This is a genomic window from candidate division WOR-3 bacterium (assembly GCA_013177935.1).
Classification (GTDB): domain Bacteria; phylum Hydrothermota; class Tepidihabitantia; order Tepidihabitantales; family Tepidihabitantaceae; genus Tepidihabitans.
The window spans coordinates 219,940-244,823 of record JABLXZ010000002.1 but is presented as its reverse complement, the minus strand read 5'-3'; the positions used below and the strand labels follow the sequence as shown (position 1 = coordinate 244,823).

At 50.0% G+C, this 24,884-nt stretch carries 22 protein-coding genes; 15 read left to right on the top strand and 7 right to left on the bottom strand.

Features of this window, described 5'->3' with window-relative positions; all coding sequences use genetic code 11:
* Positions 1 to 59: 59 nt before the first annotated feature.
* Positions 60 to 1,469, top strand: coding sequence for an ATP-binding protein (locus HPY86_04310; GenBank protein ID NPV14136.1), 1,410 nt, complete (start codon positions 60 to 62; stop codon positions 1,467 to 1,469).
* Positions 1,470 to 1,579: 110 nt separating this feature from the next.
* On the opposite strand, the gene HPY86_04305 is transcribed toward HPY86_04310, so the two are convergent.
* The gene (locus HPY86_04305) at positions 1,580 to 2,821 is read right to left on the bottom strand and encodes an anion transporter (protein NPV14135.1); all 1,242 of its coding nucleotides are present in this window, start codon (positions 2,819 to 2,821) and stop codon (positions 1,580 to 1,582) included.
* Between the two features lie 409 nt (positions 2,822 to 3,230).
* On the opposite strand from HPY86_04305, the gene HPY86_04300 reads away from it, so the two are divergent.
* Positions 3,231 to 4,799 carry an ATP-binding protein gene (locus tag HPY86_04300; protein ID NPV14134.1) on the top strand — a complete coding sequence of 523 codons (1,569 nt, stop codon included), beginning with the start codon at positions 3,231 to 3,233 and terminating at the stop codon, positions 4,797 to 4,799.
* Between the two features lie 7 nt (positions 4,800 to 4,806).
* A complete protein-coding gene (gene pgeF, locus HPY86_04295; GenBank protein NPV14133.1) occupies positions 4,807 to 5,589 on the top strand; it encodes a peptidoglycan editing factor PgeF in 783 nt (260 codons plus the stop codon).
* Between the two features lie 54 nt (positions 5,590 to 5,643).
* Here pgeF and HPY86_04290 read toward each other — a convergent pair whose 3' ends face one another.
* A complete protein-coding gene (locus HPY86_04290) occupies positions 5,644 to 5,871 on the bottom strand; it encodes a hypothetical protein (GenBank protein NPV14132.1) in 228 nt (75 codons plus the stop codon).
* A gap of 196 nt (positions 5,872 to 6,067) precedes the next feature.
* Between HPY86_04290 and HPY86_04285 the strand changes: the two genes are divergently transcribed.
* The 4 genes from HPY86_04285 (at position 6,068) to HPY86_04270 (ending at position 9,361) form a co-directional block, all read left to right on the top strand.
* Positions 6,068 to 7,633, top strand: coding sequence for a hypothetical protein (locus tag HPY86_04285; GenBank protein NPV14131.1), 1,566 nt, complete (start codon positions 6,068 to 6,070; stop codon positions 7,631 to 7,633).
* Positions 7,611 to 7,982, top strand: coding sequence for a hypothetical protein (locus HPY86_04280; GenBank protein ID NPV14130.1), 372 nt, complete (start codon positions 7,611 to 7,613; stop codon positions 7,980 to 7,982). The genes HPY86_04285 and HPY86_04280 overlap by 23 nt, the downstream gene beginning before the upstream one ends.
* 165 nt (positions 7,983 to 8,147) lie before the next feature.
* Positions 8,148 to 8,702 carry a hypothetical protein gene (locus HPY86_04275; GenBank protein NPV14129.1) on the top strand — a complete coding sequence of 185 codons (555 nt, stop codon included), beginning with the start codon at positions 8,148 to 8,150 and terminating at the stop codon, positions 8,700 to 8,702.
* 89 nt (positions 8,703 to 8,791) lie between these two features.
* A complete protein-coding gene (locus HPY86_04270) occupies positions 8,792 to 9,361 on the top strand; it encodes a transposase (protein NPV14128.1) in 570 nt (189 codons plus the stop codon).
* Between the two features lie 42 nt (positions 9,362 to 9,403).
* On the opposite strand, the gene HPY86_04265 is transcribed toward HPY86_04270, so the two are convergent.
* Genes HPY86_04265 through HPY86_04255 form a run of 3 tightly spaced genes read right to left on the bottom strand, consistent with a single transcriptional unit; the run spans position 9,404 to position 13,369 of the window.
* Complete coding sequence (locus tag HPY86_04265; protein NPV14127.1) at positions 9,404 to 10,615, bottom strand: cofactor-independent phosphoglycerate mutase; 1,212 nt, start codon at positions 10,613 to 10,615, stop codon at positions 9,404 to 9,406.
* A 9-nt stretch (positions 10,616 to 10,624) separates the two neighbouring features.
* Positions 10,625 to 11,968, bottom strand: a complete 1,344-nt coding sequence (gene thrC, locus HPY86_04260; GenBank protein ID NPV14126.1) for a threonine synthase — start codon at positions 11,966 to 11,968, stop codon at positions 10,625 to 10,627.
* A gap of 3 nt (positions 11,969 to 11,971) precedes the next feature.
* Positions 11,972 to 13,369 (bottom strand): O-acetylhomoserine aminocarboxypropyltransferase/cysteine synthase, encoded by a 1,398-nt coding sequence (locus HPY86_04255; GenBank protein ID NPV14125.1) that lies wholly within the window; start codon positions 13,367 to 13,369, stop codon positions 11,972 to 11,974.
* Between the two features lie 351 nt (positions 13,370 to 13,720).
* Between HPY86_04255 and HPY86_04250 the strand changes: the two genes are divergently transcribed.
* From HPY86_04250 to HPY86_04225, 6 genes are all read left to right on the top strand, one after another.
* A complete protein-coding gene (locus HPY86_04250) occupies positions 13,721 to 15,220 on the top strand; it encodes a hypothetical protein (GenBank protein NPV14124.1) in 1,500 nt (499 codons plus the stop codon).
* An 87-nt stretch (positions 15,221 to 15,307) separates the two neighbouring features.
* Complete coding sequence (locus HPY86_04245; GenBank protein NPV14123.1) at positions 15,308 to 16,066, top strand: YebC/PmpR family DNA-binding transcriptional regulator; 759 nt, start codon at positions 15,308 to 15,310, stop codon at positions 16,064 to 16,066.
* A complete protein-coding gene (gene ruvC / locus HPY86_04240; protein NPV14122.1) occupies positions 16,008 to 16,532 on the top strand; it encodes a crossover junction endodeoxyribonuclease RuvC in 525 nt (174 codons plus the stop codon). The genes HPY86_04245 and ruvC overlap by 59 nt, the downstream gene beginning before the upstream one ends.
* Positions 16,529 to 17,107 carry a Holliday junction branch migration protein RuvA gene (locus HPY86_04235; GenBank protein NPV14121.1) on the top strand — a complete coding sequence of 193 codons (579 nt, stop codon included), beginning with the start codon at positions 16,529 to 16,531 and terminating at the stop codon, positions 17,105 to 17,107. The genes ruvC and HPY86_04235 overlap by 4 nt, the downstream gene beginning before the upstream one ends.
* Positions 17,108 to 17,111: 4 nt before the next feature.
* The gene (gene ruvB / locus HPY86_04230; protein ID NPV14120.1) at positions 17,112 to 18,143 is read left to right on the top strand and encodes a Holliday junction branch migration DNA helicase RuvB; all 1,032 of its coding nucleotides are present in this window, start codon (positions 17,112 to 17,114) and stop codon (positions 18,141 to 18,143) included.
* A 92-nt stretch (positions 18,144 to 18,235) separates the two neighbouring features.
* A complete protein-coding gene (locus HPY86_04225) occupies positions 18,236 to 18,880 on the top strand; it encodes a hypothetical protein (protein ID NPV14119.1) in 645 nt (214 codons plus the stop codon).
* On the opposite strand, the gene HPY86_04220 is transcribed toward HPY86_04225, so the two are convergent.
* Positions 18,830 to 19,756, bottom strand: coding sequence for a polysaccharide deacetylase family protein (locus HPY86_04220; protein NPV14118.1), 927 nt, complete (start codon positions 19,754 to 19,756; stop codon positions 18,830 to 18,832). The genes HPY86_04225 and HPY86_04220 overlap by 51 nt on opposite strands.
* A 66-nt stretch (positions 19,757 to 19,822) precedes the next feature.
* Between HPY86_04220 and HPY86_04215 the strand changes: the two genes are divergently transcribed.
* A complete protein-coding gene (locus tag HPY86_04215) occupies positions 19,823 to 21,493 on the top strand; it encodes an NAD+ synthase (GenBank protein NPV14117.1) in 1,671 nt (556 codons plus the stop codon).
* Between the two features lie 83 nt (positions 21,494 to 21,576).
* Here the strand turns inward: HPY86_04215 and HPY86_04210 are convergent, their stop codons facing one another.
* Positions 21,577 to 23,388: a phospholipid carrier-dependent glycosyltransferase gene (locus HPY86_04210; protein NPV14116.1), complete on the bottom strand. Its 1,812-nt coding sequence runs from the start codon at positions 23,386 to 23,388 to the stop codon at positions 21,577 to 21,579.
* 151 nt (positions 23,389 to 23,539) lie between these two features.
* Between HPY86_04210 and HPY86_04205 the strand changes: the two genes are divergently transcribed.
* Positions 23,540 to 24,367, top strand: a complete 828-nt coding sequence (locus tag HPY86_04205; protein ID NPV14115.1) for a hypothetical protein — start codon at positions 23,540 to 23,542, stop codon at positions 24,365 to 24,367.
* The last annotated feature ends 517 nt before the right edge of the window (positions 24,368 to 24,884 follow it).

Below are 24,884 nucleotides of genomic sequence, written 5' to 3'. Positions count from 1 at the left end.
CCCGGATTTCCGGGCCGTTTTTGTTTTTAGGCAGAAAAACAAAAAGAAAGGAGGCACCAATGGAGAAAAATGAACTGAACAACCGTTACCTCAACACCCAGAGCCTGATTCTGCAGGCAAGGCTCCGGGACTGTGAGGACCGGGATGTAGCACGGCTACTGCGCGAAATCTGCCCTGCGGGCAGGGAAAATAAACCCAGCCGGCGGCGCAAGAGCCGCGGTTGCGAGAATCAACTGCTCTTTGCGGAGAAAAGTCCGATAGAGCAGTACGGAGAGCAACTGGAGCGGATTCTCGCCGAGGCAAAGGAGAGAAATGTCGCCATCCCGCTGGAAAAACTCGTTGCCGAGCACAACCTGAACGAAGACGAAAAGACCGTGCTCATCGTGCTTTTCTTTGCGCGCCTGAACTGCACCCGGGTACCTGGTGCCACCATCGTAAAACTGCTCGCCACGAACATTGAAGAGCAACTGGCGAAAATTCCGATAATCCATCCCGGCGGAAAACTGCTCGCGCACCGGCTTATCGTGCCCGCCTCAGAATTTGAGCGCGACGAATGCCCGCTTGAAGCCCACTTCAAACTGCCGGACCGGGTCTTCTGGGCGATTGCCGGTGTACCCGGCGAAAAGTCGGCCGATGCCGAACCGTGCCCTGCGGAAAATGAGGAGGAACAAATACGGTTGTTATATGTTCGAGAGCCTTCGGTCTCATTTGATATGCTCGTGTTGCCGGAGCAAACAATCGCCCGCATCAACCGAGCGCTCTGGCAGGTAAAGGAAGGTGAGCGTGCCTATCAGGAGTACGGCATTGCGGACAAAATCCCCTATGGCAAAGCGGTCACAATGCTCTTTTACGGACCACCCGGCACCGGCAAAACCGCCACCGCCGAAGCCATCGCCCATAAACTGGGCAAAAAGGTTGGCTATGTGTCCTATCCCCAGATTTACAACAGGTGGTTTGGCGATTCGGAGAAAAACATCCACCAAGTGTTTGAAGATGCGACAACTGCCGGCTGCGTGCTGTTGTTTGACGAAGCGGACGCCTGCTTTGGCACCCGATTTGAAATCGAGAGTTACGCTGGCGACCGCTGTTACAACACCATCACCAACATCCTGATGCAGGAAGTGGAGCGGTTTAACGGACTGTTGATTCTCACCACCAACCGCGCACCCGCACTGGACCCGGCATTTGAGCGCCGCATTCTCCTGAGCCTCAAGTTCGACCTGCCCGGTGCGGAAGAGCGGACTAAAATCTGGCGCTTCTTCCTGAAAGACTGCCCGAAACTGGCGCCCGATGTTGACTTTGAACAACTGGGTAATCGCTATCAACTGTCGGGCGCTGAGATAAAAAATGCCGTGCTCAAAGCGATAACAACCTGTGCCCAGGAAAACCGGCTGGTTACAATGGCGGACCTAAAAAATGCCGCGGAAGAAGAGGCGGGAATCGAAAACAGACAACCTATCGGCTTCTGAAGTTGTTGCCCGAAACCATAAGGCGGGGCGAGTCCAAACCGCGGCTCGCCCCGCCTTTTTATTAGAAACCGTTTGACGGGCGAAATTAGCGGACTACGAAACCCTGAACCTTAAAACAGCAGCAACCAGCCCCAGTAAATCAGGCAGTTCACCGTGGTCAAAATCACCCCGATGCGGGCAAACTCCCAGAATGTCAAACTCTCACCCGCCTTTTTCTCCGCATTCTGAATGATAATAACATTACTTGCCGCACCGAGAATAAATAGATTTCCCGCCACCGTGCTACCCGCGGCAAGCGCCATCAGCGTCCGTGCCGAAGGGCTGTGGGCATTGAGCAGGGGCAGAAGCAAGGCAACCAGTGGCACATTGGAGATTAACTGGCTAAACAGAACACTGACCCCGAGAACCACTGGCACCGAAAGGATATCCGCCCGCATCTGGCGCAGCAAAAAGTGAAAGCAACCGGTATCCCATACCGCCTGCATCAGCACAAACATCGCGGCAAAGAAGAGCAGCGTGTGCCAGTCAACAAGCCGGATAATGCGCCACCGTTTCGGGCTGAACAGCAAAACCGGCAGTGCCGCTCCCAGCGCAATGTAGGTCAGGCGAAAATCAAACCCGAGCCGAAACGAGGCACAAATCACCTTCAACCCGACCATCAAAAGCAACAGCAGCAAAGACCACCGGCAAAGCCGGGCAAGAGAACGGTCCGCAATCAGCGCCGGCTCATTGTTCAAGGGCTGGTCGTTAAAATGCTCATGATAAAACAACTTCAGCAACCCAAACGCCACCAGGATATTAATCGCCGACGGCACCGCCAGATAAACAAAGAAAACGACAAACGGATTTTTAACACCGGCACCGGTGGCAATCAACAAATTCTGGGGATTGCCAATCGGGCTCGGCACACTGCCAATCGTAATCGCAAAAGCCAGTGCCAGGAGTAGCGCCTTCGGACTGATGTTGTGCTTGCGGGCAAGGAGCAATACAATTGGCGTGCCAATAATCGCCACCGTGTCGTTCATCAACAGCGCCGATGCCAGCCCCATCCCGAACAGAATCATCAGCAGAAGTTCGTTTGTGGTCCGCGCCCTGCGGAACAGCCGATAAGATAGATAGGAAAGGTAACCGCTCTCTTCCAGTGCACCCCCTAAAACAAACATCCCGGCAAGGAAAAGCATCACATCAAGATTTATCGACCGCAACGCTGCGCCAGGCGTAATACTGCCAGCCAAAAGCACCATTAAGGCGCCGGCCAGCATTATCAGCCATATCGGCAGCCTGACATTACCAACCTGCCGGACCGCAATCAGCAGAAAAACCAAGCCGAGGACAACAATCGGTAGCCACATAACATTCTCAAAACTGTTTTACTGTTAACCGGAAACCAAAAACCTTGCCCATTATAAAAACCGCCTACCCAATGTCAACCTTCTTGATACCAAAACCACGGTTTTTTAGCATCCTTCTACTTGTCGCACCAAAAATTAACCATCGAGCCCGCTCAAAGATTCGCATCCTGCCCCTGCCGGCTCTGCTGCGTTAGAAAAAATTATTAAATGTCAATAAATTAGAAAAATATACCGCCGATTTTTAACCGTCTTTGATTTTATAACATTCTATTTGTCAATGTGTTAAAGAAATTAATTGACTCGGTATTATTCTGAACCCTTTTACAATCTCTGAAAGTCTATATCAACAGGACATTAAAGATATTTTTTTTATTATTTGGGAGGTCTGAAGTTTTAAAAAGGAGGTAAATTGAAGAAAAACAGTCTTAACGCCCGCTACCTGAAAACCCAGTGCCTTTTATTACGGGCACGGCTTGAGAGTTCGGCAAAACTTGATAAAGAGACCAGACAACTCCTCAAGAAGCTCTGTTCCATAAGACCATTACCCAAAACTGCCCGTGACATTAAGCCCGCCGACGACGAAATTATCCTGATTAGCCAGGACCCGGTACGGTTTTATGAAGAGCAACTTGCCGAAATCCTCGCTCAGGCAAAAAGAGAAAGAGTCCCCATTCCGCTGGAAAAAATCTGCGCCCGCCACCGCTTAAACGAAGCCGAAAAAAACATCCTCCTATTACTCTTCTTTGCCGAACTGAACTCCGTCGCTTTATCGGGTTCCACAATTTTAAAACTTATCGCCCTCGACATTGAAGAGCGTCTGGTAACCAAACTTCATATAATACTACGCGGGTCAAAACTGCGCAGCGCCGGATTAATTAGGTCAAAGCACTATATTTGGTCCTTTTTTACTGAGTGGGACAAACTGTCAGACGAATACAAAATCACCGATGAACTTTTCTGGGAAATCGCCGGCATTCCCCGCAAAAAACATAAAGAAAAACCCCGGCAACCGGAAATCACCGATGATGATGACCCTCCCGAAACTTCTGACAAAAATCCAGAAATAGAATCAGCGCCGCCAAAATCTGACAAAGAGTCCAGTAAAAAGGAGCGGCAGGAAAGTCGCCTTCTCCAGATAAGTGACCCAACGGTCACATTTGATATGCTCGTCTTGCCGGAAAACACCATCAGCCAGATAGAACAGGCGCTCTGGCAGTTTCTAAATGGCGAACGCGTCTATCAGGAGTACGGCATTGCGGATAAAATCCCCTATGGCAAAGCGGTCGCAATGCTCCTCTCCGGACCACCCGGCACCGGCAAAACCGCCACCGCCGAAGCCATCGCCCATAAACTGGGCAAAAAGATTGGCTATGTGTCCTATCCCCAGATTTACAGCAAATGGTTTGGCGAATCAGAAAAATTCATCCACCAGGTATTTGAAGATGCGACAACTGCCGGCTGTGTACTCCTGTTTGACGAAGCGGATGCCTGCTTTGGCACCCGATTTGAAACCGAGAGTCACTCTGTTGACCGCACTCACAACATCATAACCAATGTCCTGATGCAGGAAGTGGAGCGGTTTACCGGACTGTTGATTCTCACCACCAACCGCGCACCCGCACTGGACCCGGCATTTGAGCGCCGCATCCTCCTGCACTTGCAGTTTGACCTACCCGGTCCTGAAGAGCGGACCAAAATCTGGCGCTTATTGCTCAAAGACTGCAAGAAACTGGCGCCCGATGTGGACTTTGAACAACTGGGAACTCGCTATCAACTGACCGGTGCCCAGATAAAAAATGCGGTAATGAAAGCGGTAACCGCCTGCGCCCGGCAATCCCGACCGATAACAATGGCGGACCTTGAAAAGGCGATAAACGACCAGGATAAAAAAGACAAAAAAATGCTCATCGGCTTCCGGCACTACCATATACCCCACTTCATTCGAAAGGCATACTACGGTAAAATTGCGGCGGTGTGATTAACCGATGATAAAAACCCGGGTCAACAGCATCAACCTCCTGCACTTCCCCGGACTCGCCCGCTACAAAACGATTTCCCACTTTATCACCACCCGTGAAGGCGGAACAAGCCCGAAACCGTTTGACACCCTCAACCTCGCCTTCCACACCCAAGACCAGTTCAACAATGTCCTGCGCAACCGCCTGACCCTTGCCCGCGCCCTGAACATCGCGCCTGATGCCCTCGTCAACGGCGAACAGGTCCACGGTGCCAACATCGCCATCGTCCGGGAAAAAGGGCTCACCCTGCCCAACACCGACGGCATTATCACCGACAAACCCGGCATCTGCCTATTGGTCCTTGTTGCTGACTGCGTCCCGCTCCTCTTCTTCCACCCTGAAAAAAGGGTCATCGGTGTTGCCCATGCCGGCTGGAAAGGCACCGTCGCCCGCATCGCGCAAAAGGCAGTCCAGACATTGAAACAGCGGTTCAACTGCGAACCGGAAAACCTCCGCGTCGGCATTGGTCCGGCAATCGGTCCCTGCTGCTACGAAGTGCGGGCAGATGTTGTCCAGCTCGTACGCCAGACCCAGCCCGAAAGCGACAAACTCCTTATCCAGCGCGACGGCGCCTGGTACCTTGACCTTATCAAGGCAAACGAAACCCAGTTACTCAACGCCGGCGTGCAAAAACAAAACATCGAAACCGCAAACCTCTGCACCCATTGCCACAGCAACACCTTCTTCTCTGCCCGCGCCGCTCGCGGTCCAACTGGCAGATTCGGCGCCGGAATAATGCTCAACCCCTGAACCTATTCGGTCTAATGATTAGACCCCAAATCCGGCAACAGATTAACGAACTGGTTAAACCATTGATAATCGGTTGATTACCAGCCGAAACCGTCTGGGAAACGACCCCCTCCCCCCTTCCGGGGGTAGTTTCCACCGCCCTAATCGCCCTAACTCCACATTACACCTGACAACCACCCGTGAACACCACAAACTCCAGAGTACCAGCCCCCGCACTCGCTTCACCGCCCCAAATCCATTTTTCCTTGACACCACCCACGCCATCAGTTTAATATAATGCATAACACAAGATAGACCGATGAGTAATAGACCGTCTACCTCGTATTCTCTTTCGAACCCAAGACATCACCAAATCCGAAGATTAGTTGGAAACCGCTCAAACCAATGCAGGTTCAAAGAATACGAACGCTCAGTTGATTGGCTGGTATATATAATTTGACCGAGGATGAATTAAAATTGTCTATGAAGAAAAAATATAATGAGTACGAAAGTCTTATTAGATACTAATATAATCATTCATCGTGAGACCAATAGAGCTGACGTTATTCATAGTGATATTGGAAAACTTTTTTATTGGCTAGACAAATTGAGGATAGAAAAAATCATTCATCCAATTACTATAAAAGAGATAAACAAGATTAATGATGAAGACATTAAAAAATCTTTCAACATAAAACTCCAGAGTTATAACGTATTAAAGACTAATTATACATTAGAAGGTGAAGTTTTACAAAAAACAAAAAATGTCGATACAACAGAAAATGATAAAAATGATACCTTACTATTAAATGAAGTATTTAAGGGAACAGTTGATATTTTAATAACAGAGGACAAAAAATTACACGAAAAGGCTAAATTATTAGGCATTGAGGACCGTGTTTATTCCATAGAAGAGTATCTTGAAAAAGTAATTACCGAAAATCCAGATTTAATCGACTATAAAGTTTTAAGTGTACGTAAAAGTTACTTTGGAGAAGTCAATTTAAAAGATGCTTTTTTTGATTCATTCAGAGAAGATTACCCAAAGTTTGACAATTGGTTTAAGAGAAAATCAAGCGAACCTGTTTATGTATCATATACTGGTGAGAGATTAAATGCTTTCTTATATTTAAAAGTAGAAGGCAAGGATGAGAATTATTCTGATATGGAGCCAATTTTTGAGCCTAAAAAGAGACTTAAAATTGGTAGCTTTAAAGTGGAATTGAATGGTTATCGCCTCGGCGAAAGGTTTTTAAAAATTATATTCGATAATGCGTTGGCACAAAAAGTGGATGAAATTTACGTTACAATTTTTAGTAAGCGAGACGAACAAAGAAGACTTATCGATTTATTGAAAAAATGGGGGTTTAATGAGTACGGAACCAAAAAATCAACAAAAGAAATGGTGTTGGTAAGAGACTTTCGTAAAAATTATAATTACGATGACCCCAAAAAAACTTATCCATATATTACGACAAGGAACACAAGAATATTTATTGTACCCATTTATCCCAAATTCCATACTGAATTGTTCCCTGATTCAATTTTAAGAACTGAATCCCCCGATAATTTTAGAGAAAACAAACCGCATCGTAATGCCATATCGAAAGTTTACATATCGAGATCTCTGGAAAGAAACGTCTCCCAAAATGACATTTTATTGTTTTACAGAACAGGAGAATTAGGTAAATCTGCATACTATACTGCGGTAATAAGTGCGATAGGGGTCGTTGAGGATAAAATAGATAAAATTATTGACGAACACGATTTTATACTAAAATGCAGAAAACGTAGCGTCTTTGATGATAATGAACTAATAAAATTTTGGGATTATAGACCAACAGGGTTGGTGAATTATAAAATAGAATTAAAACCATTTATCATACAATTTTTACACGTTTATTCTTTCCGGGAAGGTGAAAGATTAAACAGAAAAAAGTTGCTTGAATTAGGTGTGCTAAGTGGTAACGAAGGAGAACTTCGAGGGTTAAAGCCGATAGACCCAGAAGCCTTCAAAAGGATTATAACGGAGGCAAAAATCGATGAAAGTTTTATTATCTATTAAGCCCGAATTTGTTGTGAAAATTTTATCGGGGCAAAAAAAATATGAATTTAGAAAAAAAATATTTAAAAAAGAGGTCGAAAGCGTTGTAATATATGCTACCTCCCCATGGAAAGCAGTTGTTGGTGAATTTCTTATCGAAGACATATACGAATTACCGTTGTTAGAATTGTGGTTAATGACAAAAGAATACGCTGGAATCGACGAAAGTTTTTTTTGGAAATATTACGAAGGCAAGAACATAGGATATGCAATAAAGATAAAAAAAATAAAAAAATATAAAAAAGAATTAGATATTTATAAAACATTTAAAATACCACCCCCACAATCCTATGTTTATATTTTTTATTAATTTTAATCACTTCAAATCTCTAAAATTTCCGTGGCAAGAAGGCACATATTTTAACTTTAAACACTACTCGCGGTAACGGGTAATAATAATAGATGAATTGGTTTATAGTTTCCTTTCAAAATAGACGACCCAAAATTGCGGATGTAGACCATAAGGAGGTCAACAATGAACAAAAACGAAGTAAACACGGCTTTTGAAATCCTCATTGAGGAAATTGAGGAGGTTTCTAATCTCCTTGACCAAGAGGCCGAAAAAATGGTGAAGGGCAGGGATTACGAAAAGGTGAAAAACCTTGCTGAATATGGAGAGCGACTAAAGAATTTCCGTGAGAAAGTCAAAGCGCTCCAGGACGAATGGCAAAACATCTTTTCGACAGTAGTCCCAAAATCAAAGAGAAGGCGAAGACAGCGTGGTAAATTAGGACGCGGTTTAAGAACACCGGAAAGCGAATTCTTTAAGCCAATACTTCAATCGCTTGTTGAATTAGGCGGAAAAGCTGAAATGCAGGTAGTACTAAAAAAGGTTTATGAAAAAATGAAGCACATTTTGACCCCCTACGATTTTCAGCCCCTTAAATCTACGCCAACAACAAAGAGATGGGAAAATACCGCGCAATGGGCACGATATACAATGGTCAATGAGGGATTGCTTAAACCAGACTCACCACGAGGGGTTTGGGAGATTACCGAAAAAGGGCGAAAATATTTACAAAATAGTTAATTTCGACCTGAAATAGGCACAACGAAAGGTGCCCTGTCCTGTAGCGGAACCCGTAAAACAAAGGTTGGATAAAGCAAAGAGTGTCTGAAATAGAAAATCCCGAACGAAAATACCACCGGCGGTCAGTTAGATTAAAGGATTACGATTATTCACAATCCGGGGCGTATTTTATCACGATTTGCACAAAAAACCGCAAATGTTTGTTCGGTGCAATTGTTGATGGTGCAATGCGATTGAATGAGTGCGGTGAAGTTGTGCAAAAATGTTGGCGCGAAATTCCCTGCCATTTTCCCGGTGCCCAGTTGGATGAATTCGTTATTATGCCGAACCATATTCACGGTATTGTTTTTATAATCGATTGTTCAGAACCGCATCCCGTAGGGGCAATTCATGAATTGCCCGTACCAAATGAATTACGCCAACCCAACCAATTGCCCGAATGGATTCAACGACGCAAAATGTTGTTGCCAAAAATTGTTGGCCGGTTCAAAATGAACGCCGCAAAACAAATCAATCAACTGCACCAGACAGCAGGCGTGCCGGTCTGGCAACGCAACTATTACGAACACATCATCCGTAATGACGAGGACCTGAATAAAATCCGAGAATACATTATCAACAACCCCTTAAACTGGGAACTGGATGAAAATTATGTGTGAAGCGGTGGGATTTTGCCCCCGGAATTGCTGCGCGCTGTCCGGTTAAACCGCCCTGCCTAAAAAGGTTTTGATGAACTCGTCGCCTTTCAGGACCCCTAACGCACCGTTCAATACCGACTGTTCGTCAAAGCGCTGGACCGCATCCGCAGGCAGATGCGGGTTGTAGATTGCAACCGGCACCGGTCCGTGCGTATGGTTGCCACGTGCCACCGGTGTTTTGTGGTCGGGCAGAACCGCCACGGTCGCGCAAATCTTTTTTTCTTCTAAACCCGCCATCACCCGGGAAACAAGCCGCCTATCAAACAGTTCAATCGCCAGAACCTTCTGCTTAACATCGCGGCTGTGGCCCGCCTCATCGGGCGCTTCCAGATGAAGGTAAACAAAGTCGTGGTCTTCGAGCGCGCGCAAGCAGGCGTCCGCCTTGCCTTCGTAGTTGGTGTCAATCAAACCGGTAGCGCCCGGCACCTCAATCACATCAAATCCGGCATAAACGCCCAAGCCTTTGATCAAGTCAACCGCGGAGATGACCGCACCTTTTAAGCCGAACAGTTCCTGATAGGTGGGCATCGTCGGTTTTTTGCCCGGTGACCAGAACCAGATGGAGTTTGCCGGGTCTTTGCCCTGCAGGGTGCGGTTGAGGTTGACCGCCTGTCCTGGCAGAATGTCCCAGGAGGAAAGGATTAAGTGACGCAAAAGTTGCGCGGTGGGCTCGGCTTCGGGCGTTTTTGCCCGGGGCAAAAGTTCCAGCGCCTTTTCACCCACATAGTCGTGCGGTGGAAAGCACTCAATCTCCGGTGAACCCTGTTTCAGGACACACAGGTGCCGGTAGGTGAAGCCCGGATAGAAGTGAACCGTCTCGTTTGCCAGTTGCCGGTTGACCTCTTCAATCAAAAGCGTTGCCTCTTCGGTTGAGATGTGGCCCGCGGAGTGGTTTTTGATTTTGCCGTCCTGGATGCAGATGAGGTTACAGCGCAGGGCAACATCATCGGGCTCCAGTTTTACGCCCATACTTGCCGCCTCAATCACACCCCTGCCCTGATAGTAGCGGTGCGGGTCGTAGCCGAGAATCGTCAGGTTGGCAACCTCAGAACCGGGCGGCATATCTTCGGTCACGGTGATAAAACTGCCGCACCTGCCGAGCCGGGCGATGCGGTCAATTGTCGGTTTCTGCGCCACCTGTAATGGGGTGCGGTTGCCCAGTTCTGGCACCGCGTCGTCTGCCATTCCATCACCCAAAAATACGATGTACTTCATCACCCGGTTTTAACGCGCCAGATTTTTCTTTAAGTAATCCTTGAACCAGTTGTAGTCCGCTGGTGCGGTTTCGTACTGTTCCGGTTTGGTGTCCAGACCCAAAAGCGCCTCAGGCGGTTCCGGCTCAATCCCGAGCAGGCTCTTGATTTCCTCGGGAAACTTTGCCGGGTGCGCGGTCTCAATCGCAATTGATAGGGTCGGCTCTTTCTGAACGCAGTACCGCTCGAGCGCTGCCCAGCCCACCGCGCCGTGCGGCTCAAGCAGGGTGTGGAACTTTTTGTAGGTGTTGACAATTGTCTCGCGGGTCTCGCTATCGGTGATGCTCAAGGAGAACATATCGCGCTGCATCGCCTTGAGGTCAGGCGGTTGTGTAATGTTGCCCTGCTCGTCCATCACGCCGGAGTAGAGCGCAACAAGCCGGGGCAGGTTTGAAGGATGTCCCACATTCATCGCATTGGAGATGCATTTGCGCGAGGGCACAATCTTTTCGTACTTGCCGGTTTGCAGAAACTTCGGGAACTCGTCGTTCTCATTGGTGGCGATGATAAACCGTTCAACTGGTAAGCCCATTCTCCAGGCAAGCATACCAGCGCACATATTGCCAAAGTTGCCCGAGGGTACACAGAACACCGCCCGGGTACCCTTTTCTGCAAGCTGGGCATAGGCGTAGAAGTAGTAAACCGACTGGGGCAGAAGCCGGCCGATGTTGATGGAGTTTGCCGAGGAGAACGGGATGTGCTTTAAATCCGGGTCGGCAAACGCCCGCTTGACCAGCGCCTGACAGTCGTCAAACTTGCCGTCAATCCCGATTGTCGTGACATTGCCACCAAGGGTGGTCATCTGTTTGCGCTGCCGGTCCGAAACCTCGGCAATCGGAAACAAGACCACCATCCTGATGCGGTCAACATTGTGAAAGGCGTGGGCAACCGCACTGCCCGTGTCACCTGAGGTCGCGGTCAAAATTACCAGTTCGCCGCCCGACTGTTTTAAGATGTGGCGCAAAAGCCGCGCCATCATCCGGGCGGCAAAGTCTTTGAATGAGGCGGTTGGACCGCGGTCCAGCCGCATCAAAAACCGGTTGCCGACCACATTTTCTAAGGGCACCGGATAGTTGTAGCACTCATAGCAGATTTTCAAAAGTTCGTCGTCGGGCAGAAGTCCGGAAGCCCAGCGCCGCATCACCGCAAACGCCACCTCAGGATAAGGCTGGTCTGCCAGTTCATAAATCTCCTCTTCGGGAAGCACCGGAATCTGTTCCGGCATATAAAGCCCTTTGTCCGGTGCCTGACCAACAAGGAGTGCAGTGGCTAAATCAACCGAGGGCGCCTTCAAATTGGTGGAATAGAAACGCATCGGTTAAGCCCCTTCCAGCGCCTGCTTTAAGTCGGCGATGATGTCTTCCGGGTCTTCACCACCGACCGAGAGCCGAATCAAATCCGAAGGGATGCATGCCATCTCCCGGCACTCTTCGCCCTGCAAAAGATGGGTTGAGATGGACGGGATGGTTGCGACCGTTTTGATTCTGCCTAAATCGGTGGCGCGCCAGATTAACTGGAACCGGTCAAAAACCTTACGCGTTACCTGATGGCCCCCTTTGGGCCGAAACGCCATCAGATGGGTGTAGCGGTTTACCGGCTTTAAGTAGCGCGGGTCGTTCTCGGCGTCAACCAAAAACAGGTATTGGGACGCAACTTTGTGGAGCGGATGGCTCTCCAGGCCAAGGTAACTCACCTCCAGCACCGCGGGATGAGATGCCAGGAACTGGGCAACGCGCAGCGCACTCTGGCTGAACAGGTCAACCCGATGACGCAAATCCCGCAGGTCGTTTAAGGTCATCAGCGCCTGAAACGGATGTAAACAGCCACCCTGGTCACGCTGGGGATAGCGCTTGAGATACAGGGCAAAGTCCTGCTTCATCTCGTCGTTAGGGATGTTTGAAATTATCGGCTTGCGCGCGATGACCGCGCCTGCCATTCCCATTCCTGAGGTGCTCATCACCTTGGTCACCGAATGAATCACAATGTCTGCGCCCAGAGTCAGTGGCCTGAGCAGCGCCGGTGAGGCAATCGTTGAGTCCACAACCATCGGAATCCCGTGCTCGTGCGCCAGTTCAATCACCGGCTTTAAGTCAAAGAACTGGAGCCCGGGGTTGGATGGCACCTCGGCGTACAAGAATCGGGTGTTGCGGTCAATCTTTTTGCGCCACTCGTTCGGGTCTTCCGGATGCAGAACCCAGCGCACCTCAATGCCCCGTTCTGCCATCTTCCGGACATTGAACTGCTGGAATGTGCCACCGTAAATCTGGCACTGGGAAACAAAGTTGGGCTTTTCATCGCCCTGTCGCACTAAGAGGGTGTCGGTAACATTTTCAATCGCCGCCATTCCGGACGAGTAAACACAGCAGCCCGCCTCAAGGTCCGAACCGTAGGTCTCAAGCAGGGCAAGGGTGTTTTCGAGATAGCCTAAGGTTGGGTTGTGAATCCGGGTGTAGCACCAGGTTGGAATCTGGTAGGAGAGCGCCGCCTCCAGTTCGTCTGAGTCCCGGTATGCCTGTGCCGAGGAGAGAAACAGCGGCTCAATAATCGCGCCCTGATTTTTCTCAATCGCCTCCTCAACGGTGTACATACCCCGCACCGCAATTGTGTCAAACCGCATCCTCTTTGCCCGCTCCCAGCGTCGCTTCTCTGCCGCCAGTTGCTCTTTTGCCGCGGCGATGTAGCGCTCGACCCCGGTCGCGGGCTTGGGTTTATTCATATCCATATGTTCCTCCCTTGGATTTCATCACTGTAAAAGCATAAAAACCTTACCTTTGTTGTCAAACAGGGCTCGAAAGTTTATGTTCACCCTCCCTTTTATCCCTCCCTTCCAGGGAGGGAAAGAAGTGAAAAAATCCTTCAAGGGAGGGAAAGAAATGGGAATATCCCGTTCAAGAAGTGGGAAGAAAATAGAAAACCATTAAAGGGAGGAGAAAGACGGGAAAATCCTCCCACGAAGGGGAAGAAAATAGAAAAACCCCTGCCGCACTATCTGGCTACTGCGCTTTCCGGCTTTTTCGAAATTTGCCCGGGGTTGACCAGAACCGGATTTTCCGGTATTATAATTAAAATGCGGTCTCCATTGGGACTGAAAACGATTGGCGCCGGGCTTATCGCGCTGGTCGCCTTATCTGTCGCTGGGGTTAGAAGTTCCACCGACAGCCTGCCCGCACCGATTATCAATCGCCACTCTTTTGAACTTCTGCTCAACAGCCGCTACTCGGTGCATAGCGGTTTTGAGGACAGTCTGCCCGAACAGGTTCTGGCTAATGTCCTGTGGGCAATGGCACGTGTGCCCTGTTCTGGTTCTTATCGGGAGTTTTATGTTGCCACCCGGGAAAATGTGTACCGTTATGAGCCCACCACACGCTCTTTGACCGTGCACCTTGCCGGTGACCATCGCTACTATTCCGGCTCGGCATTTGAGATTGGCATCGCCACACCCCGGCATGAAGATGCTGGTATGGCGATTCAAGCCGGTTTGATTGCCGCCACCGCGTTCCGGGACGAAACTGGCGGTAATGTTGTCTGCTGCCCGATGAAATGGGCAGCGGATTACGCCAACAGCAACTGGCGACCAGACCATCCGATAATGCTGGTCAATGTGTTTGGCAATGCACCGGCAAGACCTCTGGACTCAACCCTTGTTGCCATCTCTTCTGACTCCAGTCTGCCCGCACCGATTACCAAAGGGAACGACACCTTTGAACTGGTGTTGATGGAGTTAACCCAGGATTCGGTCTTTTCGCCCGGCAACCTTTCCCTTGAAACCTTTTCCCAGTTACTCTGGGCTGGTTACGGCGTTGCCCCGCACACCACATCCAACAACCGCCAGGGTTTGACCGTGCCCAGCGCGGTTGCTGGCTACTTCCTCACCGGAAAAATTTACCTCATCCGGGAAGAAGGAGTTGACCGCTATCACAATCGCCTGCCACCGGGCACAAATCTCACCACCCGTGACCATCGGCTGGAACGGGTCCTGAGCGGTGACCGCCGCGCTGACCTGCGTCTTGCCGTAAGCCGGATTCCTTCTACCGCACCCGCCTACATCGTGGTCTGTGTGGATGACACCACCTCCTATCGGACAATGGAAGAGGTTGGGTTTGTCGCCTTTAATCTTTTGATGCAGGCACACATCCTTGGCCTTTCCGCTTTCCTGACGATGCCTTTGACCCCGAGCGAAAGAACCGCAATTCAGAATGCGTTGCTCTTGCCCTCAAACCATTATCCGGCACTTGTTTTCTCCGTGGGTGGCACCGCGGTCGGCATCAGAGAACGCCGCGCCCGCACCGGTACCGTTCAAATCGTCCGTGCCCAGCCCGCGGTGCGCCGCGGTTATCTGCGCATTGAGTATCTGCTTAACCAGTCCGGAACCGTACGTGCCGAGGTCTTTGACCTTGTTGGCAGACCGGTGCGCACCCTGCTTGAAGAGCGTCAATCCCCTGGTTACCATTCAATCGTGTGGGACGGCACCGATGAAAATGGCCGTGTCGTGCGTCGCGGCACCTATCTCATCGCCATCTCTGCAAACGGTTTTGTCGCACAACACAAGGTGAACTGGGCAAAGTAAGTCCCAAATTCGCTGTTGACAATTCGGCTGTCCCGTTTTACAATATGAAGGTGAAGTTTTGTTTAACACTGACCGCAGGAGGATATTATGTCTGGACATTCGAAGTGGGCAACAATTAAGCATAAAAAGAGTAAGGCGGACGCCGCCCGTGGTCGCGCATTTTCTAAATTAATTCGAGAAATCACCACTGCGGCACGAATCGGTGGTGGCGACATTGAGGCAAATCCCCGGTTGCGCAGCGCAGTTGAAGCGGCAAAGGCAATAAATATGCCCGCCGAGAACATTGAACGGGCGATTAAACGGGGCACTGGTGAACTCCCGGGCGTGACTTACGAAGAGGTCCTCTATGAAGGTTATGCACCGGGTGGTGTGGCGCTCCTGGTACGGGTTTTAACCGACAACAAAAACCGCACCACCGCTGAGGTCCGCCATGTGTTCGATAAGTACGGCGGTTCAATGGGCGCTGCAGGTTGCGTTGCCTGGCAGTTCAAGCCCAAAGGGCTAATTGTGATTGAGAAAGGCAAAGCGGATGAGGACACCGTTTTATCGGTTGCGCTCGAAGCCGGTGCCGACGATGTTCAAACCGACTCTGCCGGCTATACCGTGGTCACCTCAGTGGAAAACTTTGAAGAGGTAAAGCGGCAGTTAAAGGCAGCAGGTATCGAATGGATGAGCGCCGAACTTACCCAGGTGGCAACCAACACCGTACCCGTTTCGGAATCTGATGCGCCCAAAGTCCTGAAACTGATTGAGATGCTTGAAGAGCTGGAAGAAGTCCAGCAGGTTTATGCCAACTTCGACATCCCGGACGAGGTTCTCGAAAGAGTATCATCCGCCGGGAGTTAAATTTAACCGCATCATCGGCATTGACCCGGGGTTAAGTGCCACCGGGTTTGGCGTCCTGGAAAAAGGGAAGGTGCTCGGTTTTGGGGTGATACGAACCGACACCCGTGAATCGGTACCCCAAAGACTTGCCCGACTCGGAAGCGAACTGGAACAGGTGCTGGACCGGTTTAAACCGTCCTGCTGTGCCATTGAAACCCTTTTTTTTAAGAACGGCGGTGCCCGCAGCGTAATTCTTTCAGCCCAGTCGCGCGGGGTTCTTATGTTTATCTTAGCCCGTAAAAAAATCCCGGTTTTTGAACTTACCCCGGCAACGATAAAACTGGCGATAACCGGCTCAGGCCGGGCATCAAAGGCACAGTTGAACTTTATGGTGCGGAAGGTGTTAAAGATTAAGGGTGCGGTTCAGGAGCATGCCGCCGACGCGCTCGCAGTCGCCTTCTGCCTTGAAAATCGACAACCGCGGTGATTTCCCAGATTCAGGGTAAGTTAATCTCAAAAGAGCCAACCCGGGTTGTGGTCACTGCCGGAGGCATTGGGTTTGAACTCATCGTGCCCCTTTCCACATCACGACTGCTCCCGGGCTGTAATGAAGATGTAAGTCTCCTCGTCGTATTTACCCTCGACCGCGCTGGCGTTCAACTTTACGGGTTTGCCACCCAAAAGGAAAAGGAGGTGTTTGAACTCCTGACCAGCGTAAAGGGGGTGGGACCTAAAGCGGCTTTAAATCTTTTGTCCCGCTGGACACCAGAAGAAATAACCGCCGCCATAAATCAGGGTAAAACCGAACTGCTCAGGTCTGCACCCGGCATCGGACCGAAAAAGGTTGAGGCGATACTTAAACGGTTTCACGAAAATGTACCCACAGGCGCGGTATCGTCCGCTGAACAGTGTAAGCCCGGGGTTCTTGCCGATGCGCTAAACGCCCTGACCGCACTCGGTCTCACCCGAAAAGAGGCACAGGAAAGGCTTACCAAACTGAAAATCACACCGGAAATGAATCTTCAGGACATCTTGAAACAGGCGCTTGCCCAGAAGGGTTAAAAATATGCCCAAAGTTGAAAGGTTGTCTTCACCCCACCCGTTGCGGGGTGAAGATGCCCTTGAAGAAAGTTTGCGGCCCCGAACTCTGGACGAGTTTATTGGCCAGACCCGGTTGAAAGAGAACCTCCGGGTGTTCATCCAGGCTGCAAAAATGCGTCAGGAGCCCTTGGAACATGTCCTTTTGTCCGGACCACCTGGTTTGGGCAAAACCACCCTTGCCCACATCCTTGCCTATGAACTGGGCGGTACCATTCACTGTTCATCCGGACCGGTGCTGGAAAGACCGATTGACCTCGCCGGGATTTTAACCCGTCTTAATCGGGGTGATATCCTGTTTATTGATGAAATTCATCGGACAACCAAAGCGGTTGAGGAGTTTCTCTACCCGGCGCTCGAAGACTTTGCCATAGATATCTTGCTGGATAAGGGTCCTGGTGCCCGTTCTGAGCAGATTGCGCTTGAGGGGTTTACCCTTGTTGGTGCCACCACCCGGACCGGACTTTTAACCGCGCCCTTACGCTCCCGATTTGGAATTATCCTGCGCCTGGATTACTATCCTGCCGAAGAGCTGTGCACTATCGTCCATCGTAGTGCCCGGATTTTAAAGATTGAGATTGAGGATGAGGGTGCAAAAGAGATTGCCGCCCGGGCACGGGGTACGCCCCGAATTGCCAACCGGCTTTTGCGCCGGGTCCGGGACTTTGCCCAGGTCCAGGGGAAAAAAGAGATTGATAAAGAGATTGTTCAGTTTGCCCTGGACCAGCTGGAGGTGGACGCTCGCGGCTTGGATGAAATGGACAAAAAAATCCTTTTGACCGTTATCGATAAATTCAACGGCGGACCGGTCGGCATCAGTTCCATATCCGCCGCGGTCAGCGAAGACCCGGGTACAATTGAAGAGGTTTATGAGCCCTATTTACTTCAGCAAGGGTTTATTCAGCGCACCCCGAGAGGCAGAGTCGCAACACCTCTGGCATATCAACATTTCGGAAGAAAACCACCGGCTGGAACGCAAACAGCGCTGGAATTCGATTGATTTCTGTAATATAATTTACTATATATCAACAACTTACAAAATAGGCGGGAATTTCTTGACAGGCGACCTCCTGCCCGTAATCATTTTATCTTATGAACCGATGGGCGATTTTCGCCTTTTTTCTTGTCTCGGGCTGTTTTGGGCCCCGGGTCCAGACTGTCTATCTGGACCCGGTTCGGCAGCTGCCGCCCGCATGGCTGTTTTCCGGTGTTGGACCCGAGCAGGATGTTAAAACCGCCCGCTATCTGGGCAAGTTTAAGATCACCTATTACTGGGTTGTGGAGGAAAAAGATTACCCGAAAAGCCGTACCGTACCTTTATACACCCAGGACGGCGCGCTTTTGGGCAGATTTTCACCGGCGTTTGTAAAAGATTTTAAAACCGAATCTGCCGCCCGACTCCGGGATGGCACCTGTCTCAGTTACCTAAAAAAGCAAAACCGAGTGCAGGTGGTTAAAAGGTTTCTCGGTCATGGCGGATACACCCTGACCGAACTAAAGTCCATCGCAGTTGACCCAAAGGTAATTCCACTTGGCTCAACAATTTACATTCCCCAGGCGGAGAATGTTGTCGTGGACGGAAAACGCCTGAACGGTATCTTTTATGCCCATGATATCGGTAGCGCGGTCGATGGGAAGCATATCGATATCTTTATCGGAAAAAAGTCCAATATGGCAGCGTTTGCATCAGCGGGGTTGAAAAGTTCGGGTAGCGTCGATGTCTACATTCTTGAATAAAGAGTCGATGTAGAATAAATCTGCCCTGGGTTTATTTTCAGATATCAACTTTGCCACAACCTCCCGGCGCCAATCGTAATAAAGGTCGGCAATACGAACCGTTTTCACACCCTGCTCGTCCAGCCATGCTAAAAACTCGGCAAAGTCTTTTGCCGACCATTCGGTAAAAACCCGGGGTTGTTCCACAATCCGGTGCAAAAGAATAATTGAAACCCGGTGATTCCGAACATAATTCTTAACCGCAGCAAGTGAAATCTCGCTCCGCAGTTCAAACTCTGGTAACCGATATGGGTCAAGCCAGAAATTAACTTCTCCAGAACGCACCGCCCGAGCCGCACGGTAACCCGCGCGTTTTACCAAACGCTGCACCCTCTGGTCCATATCACCATAAGGATAAACAAAGGTTACAACCGGAACTTCAAAAAGTGACTCAAGGATTATCCGGGACCGGTAAATCTCCTGCCAAGCCCGCGCGCTGTCCAATCTCGTGAGCCAGGGGTGGGAAAGGGTGTGGCTGGCAATCTCAATGTTACAGGAGTCAATCAGCTCCTTAATCTCGCCCCGGGTGAGATAATAGGAACTGCCGCCCGTATGGTAATTCACACTCTGGCCGGTTAGTGTGTTAACGATAACCGCAAGCGTCGCAGTCATATCATACTTTTTAAGTAGCGGGTAAACATTTTGGTACACTGAACGGTGCCCATCATCAATCGAAAGCACCACCAGATGACCGGCAAGCGGCTTGGAAGTACTGCTGACCGCTACCGAATCACTTTGCGTCCCGGCTAACGGCGATGAAGGGGTTGATTGCTGGGGCACAGCACCTTCTAAGGTCGTAGTAGTAATCGTCAGTAAAATTGCCACCGCTATTAACATCACACCATTTTAGACTATCTGGGGTGGTTGACAAGTGCGGACCTTTTGGCAAACTATAGTCGCGGTATGAAAATCGCCTTAGCCCAGCTCAATCCCATTGTCGGTGACCTGAAGGGTAATCTTGAACTCCTGCGTCGGACACTGGAAAAGGTCGACCCGGAAAAACCGGACCTTGTGATATTCCCGGAGATGTTTTTAACCGGGTATCCGCCGCGCGATGTACTAACCCGAACCTGGTTTGTCGCTGCAACCGAAAGGGCACTGAACGAGGTCCAGGAAATTTCTAATCGCTGTTATGCTGGCATCCTTGTCGGCGCGGTTGCAACCTCCTCTCTCCATTCAGGCCGGGGCCTGCACAACACCGCCCACCTGTTTGCGCAAGGCAAGGAGCTTTTCCGGCAGGCAAAATCGCTCCTGCCGTTTTACGATGTGTTCGATGAAGAGCGATATTTTGACCCGGCACCCGAAATCCGGCTTGCCCGTTTCAAAGAAACGGCACTGGGCATCTCAATCTGTGAAGATGCCTGGAACCCATCTGAACTCACTGCCGCAAACCGCAAGCAACTCTGGGGTAGAAAAATCTACCACATCGACCCGATTGCACTCCAGGCTCAGGCAGGTGCTGACCTTTTTATCAATATCGCCGCATCTCCGTTCTGGCGTGGTAAACAACAACTCCGGGCAGAACTTGCCCGTGCCCACATTTCAAAACATCGGCGTCCTTTTGTCTTTGTAAATATGGTCGGTGCCAACGACGAACTGGTGTTTGACGGTGGCAGTTTTGTCTTTGACGAAAATGGCAAGCCAATAACGGTCCTCCCCTGGTTTCAGGAAAAGGTCGTGGTCTTGAACCTGCAAACCGCCCCAGAACCGGCAATCACCTATCACCCACCTCAGGAAATTGAAGCACTTTATCAGGCGCTTATCCTTGGGGTCCGGGATTATGTTCAGAAGTGCGGATTCAAAAAGGTGGTTGTGGGTCTTTCCGGTGGAATTGACTCGGCGGTTGTCTGCTGTATTGCGGTCGCAGCACTGGGAAAAGACAATGTCTTAGGTGTCACAATGCCTTCACCGTTTTCTTCGCCGGGTAGCATCGCCGACTCCCAGCGCCTCGCCGAAAACCTGAATATCCAATTTACCACTATCCCAATCACCCTGATTTATCATGCTTACCTTGATACTTTAAAACCAGCTTTTGCCGGGCTGAACCCGGATGTGACCGAAGAGAACATCCAGGCACGCATCCGGGGCAACATCCTGATGGCGCTTTCCAACAAACTGGGCTATCTGGTCTTAACCACCGGGAACAAAAGTGAACTGGCGGTAGGTTACTGTACCCTTTATGGCGATATGAGCGGTGGCTTGGCGGTGCTGGGCGATGTACCCAAAACCACCGTTTATGAACTTGCCCGCCACATCAACCGGGAAAAAGAAATCATCCCCCAGGTGATAATTGAAAAAGCACCATCAGCGGAACTGCGACCAGGCCAAAAAGACCAGGACACACTTCCCCCTTACGAAATTCTGGATGGCATCATCGCCCTTTACATTGACGAGGAGATGTCGCCCGAAGAAATCGTGCAGCAGGGATTTAATCCCGAAACAGTAAAATGGGTGGTGGAACAGATTGACCGCAACGAGTACAAAAGACGCCAGGCACCACCCGTACTTAAAGTAACAACCCGAGCGTTTGGTATCGGTCGGCGTTTTCCTATTGCCGCCCGTTACCGTTATTGACCTTCTACCACAGCATAATTTTAACCCCTCCTTTAATGGGAGGGGATACAGGGGAGGGTGGTGAAGACAATCTTTCTTCAACTCTACGGTCTTTGTATCTCATCTACCTGCACCCGGCGATACATAACTTCTGCCCCGACACTGTCACCAATTAGATAGAGTGCCCTGCCAAGCCGACTCAGCTCTTCGGCAGAACTGGTGATTTGTGCCCGGCGTGTAACAATCTGCCGTACGCTGTCTTTCCAACCCGGTAAATTCTGCTGCAGCCGACTAAATTCACGCCCTGCAGCGACGCTTTCACCTGTAACCCATAATGCCAAGCCGGCACCCAGGTTTGCTCGGAACAGAGCCGAATCCAGAACCTGCGCCCGATGAAAAGCGACCAGCGCACTGTCAAACTGCCCACCGTAAAAAAATGCGAACCCCAAATTGGTCAGAATCTGGGGTGAATCGGGATTTAGTTCGTTTGCCAGCCGGAGATGATGAATCGCGCGACGATGGTCTCCTTTTTCACTGTAAAGAAGGGCAATGTTTATATGCGCCGGCACAAAACCCTGGTCCAGTAAAACCGCCCGCTTATACAGGGTAATTGCCGAATCGGGCATCTCATTTTGTAGTGCCCGGCCAAGTCCGACATAGGCGGCCGGTACCTGGGGCGCTTCTTTAATCATCGCCGAAAAAAGCGCTCTTTCATCGCGCCACACCGACAGTCGGGAAACCACATTCCAGGCAAACAGCCCGGCAAGCGCCACCAGACCAAACCCGACCACCTGTCTCACCGCATGCTGGGCAACCAGTAAGCGCGAAATAAGAGAAATCACCAGTACCACCATTCCAAACGAAGGCAGAAAAAGCAGCCGCTCTGCCGCCTGCGGTCCAATCGGATAGATGTTACTCACCGGCAACAAAAAAAGAATTCCCCAGAAGTAACCCAACAACGCAACCCGGAACCGCCGGCGCATCGCCGCCAGCGGTGTTACCAAAACGAACAGCATCGTGTAAAGCAAAAGGGGTGTAAGTTTCAAAAATGCCGGGTCCGGCGGAATTTTGACCCGGTGTTCAAACGGCAATAAAAACATCCGGATATACAAGCCAAAAGTGTTTGCTATATTCAGAAACCGCACATTGGCAATGTCGGTAGGTAAAGGTAGCGCCTGATTGAATATCTGATGGCGTAAACTTAAATAACCAAACACGATTAAAAACAGAATTCCCACCACCAGCCCGAACCTTCGGGGAAATCGGTTCTGGATTAAAAACGGCGTCCAGACAACCAGAAGCGGAAACAGGATTGCCGACTCTTTACTCAACAGGGCAAGGGCGTAACAAAATGGGATTACCAGCCACCAGCGCCAGTTCCGTTTTCGGAGAGAGCGCAACAGCGCAAAGGTAGCGAAACCAAGAAACAATGTGGTCAAAAGGTCAGACCTTGCCGAGACTAAAGCAACCGATTCCACATGCGCGGGATGCGTGGCAAAGAGCAGTCCGGCGATGCCCGCCCAAACTGCCGAGTGGAGCAGTTCCCACACAACCAGCACCACCAGCACCGCACAACCGGCACTGAGAATTACATTAATCAGATGAAAATACCAGGGTCTGGTTCCGGCAATCTTCTGGTCCAACCAGAATGATAGAGTACTTATTGGCCGATAATAGGGAACTGCGGCATCATTCTCCAGTTCGTCTGGAGCGCCTGCCCAGAAACCGCGGCAAAAAATATCCTTTACTTCTGAACGCGTCAGCAAAGCATTGTTCACAATCAGCAGGTTGTCTTCCCACACAAACTGGTATCTCAGGGTCGGCAGGTAAATGCCGATAGCAACAACCGCAACGATGAGCGAAATTAGCGCCACGCCCCTGCGGGTACGCAATCGGTCGGCAAAAGAGTCTGCCACTTGAAGAAAAGTTTGGAGGAATTGTTACCAGATGTCAATAAACTCAACCAATAGGAAGGTAGCAAGAAATGGCGGTACTCTGAGCGAGCTGGATACCCCGACTTCTGGACGGTATTGCCTCTCTTAAAACCCGGGCTATAATTTACGACAGATGGCGCAACGCGCTCTACAACTCCTCACGCTTTTACTTATGCCACTACTATGTCTGTGCGGCAGGGCAGGAAAAGTTGTACTTCAACCAATCGTACGCATCGACCCGCCCCCGATTGTCGATGGCGAAACCAATCTCTACGAAATAGTCGACCAGAACAACGCTTTGGTTGCAATTCGCAAGGTAACAACTACCCGGGTTATATACGGGGAAATCCCCGTCTTTCAAGTTACCTCCTTAGAACAGATAACAAAAGATACTCATCCAATAGAGTCAATCGTTGTCTTTATATCTCGGGAGGATATGACACCCATCGCCTCGTTCCACTTCTCCCGTGCACCAAAACCGCTTTTTTCCGCTGCTGCCGGTTATCAGGAAGGGTATGCCGAAATAGTTACCGCCACCCGAGAAGGGGAATTCAAAAGGCAGATACCAATCGGACCCAACACCTTCGATATTCACCAGTTGACCACTCTTGGTAGGGCACTCCGATTTGGCCAGTTAAAGCCCTATTACATCCTTATTGTAATTCCTGCAACATCACCACCCGGCGGAATGTCCATTGCCGCAAAAATCTCCCTGTCCGGCATCGACACCTTAACCACACCCGCCGGCAGGTTTGAATGTTACAAACTCGTCATCGAATCCGACTCGGGCAAAATAAGCCTCTGGTATGAAAGAGTTGGTGCCCGGCGACTTATTCAACTGTCTGACAGCGCAAAAGGCGAAACCGCCCGCCTCATATCCTCCTCGATACCGCTCACATTACTAAAAACCGGTGCGACACCATTAATCGAGTCGCATAGCATAAGTAACGAAACTAAATAAGATAAGAAGATAAACCCAAACTATTTAACCACACAAAAATTACGACGGTTCCTGCTTTAAAATATTACTAATTGAAATACAACAACTTAGAAATCTGTTGTTTGCTCAATTTCTGGCACGGTAAATGCACGAAAATGTTTGAGTGTAAAATGAACACACACAAGGCGGAAGTTGCCGGGGTTGCTTCTAATAGAAAGAGCCTGTGCCACAAATCCAGGGCTGGAGCATCTATCTTATCTTTTCCACCCCATGCAGTCACCCCTCAACACCGGACCGAAGTAACTTCACCCCCTCGGCCCGTATAAGGTGCCCCTCTGGGCGCTAAAATGACTGCTCACATCAAGATGGTGCTCCAGCCCTCCGCCTTTTAATCTGTCGCAGGCTATCCCTCGTCAGTTCAATCGCCTAAACACACCTTCTCTTCCTCTTAAATAAAATATACTTCTTGAACAATCTTTAAACCGGATGTTAAATCTTTATCATTGATGACTTAACCAGTTTCCAGCCTTTCAACCAG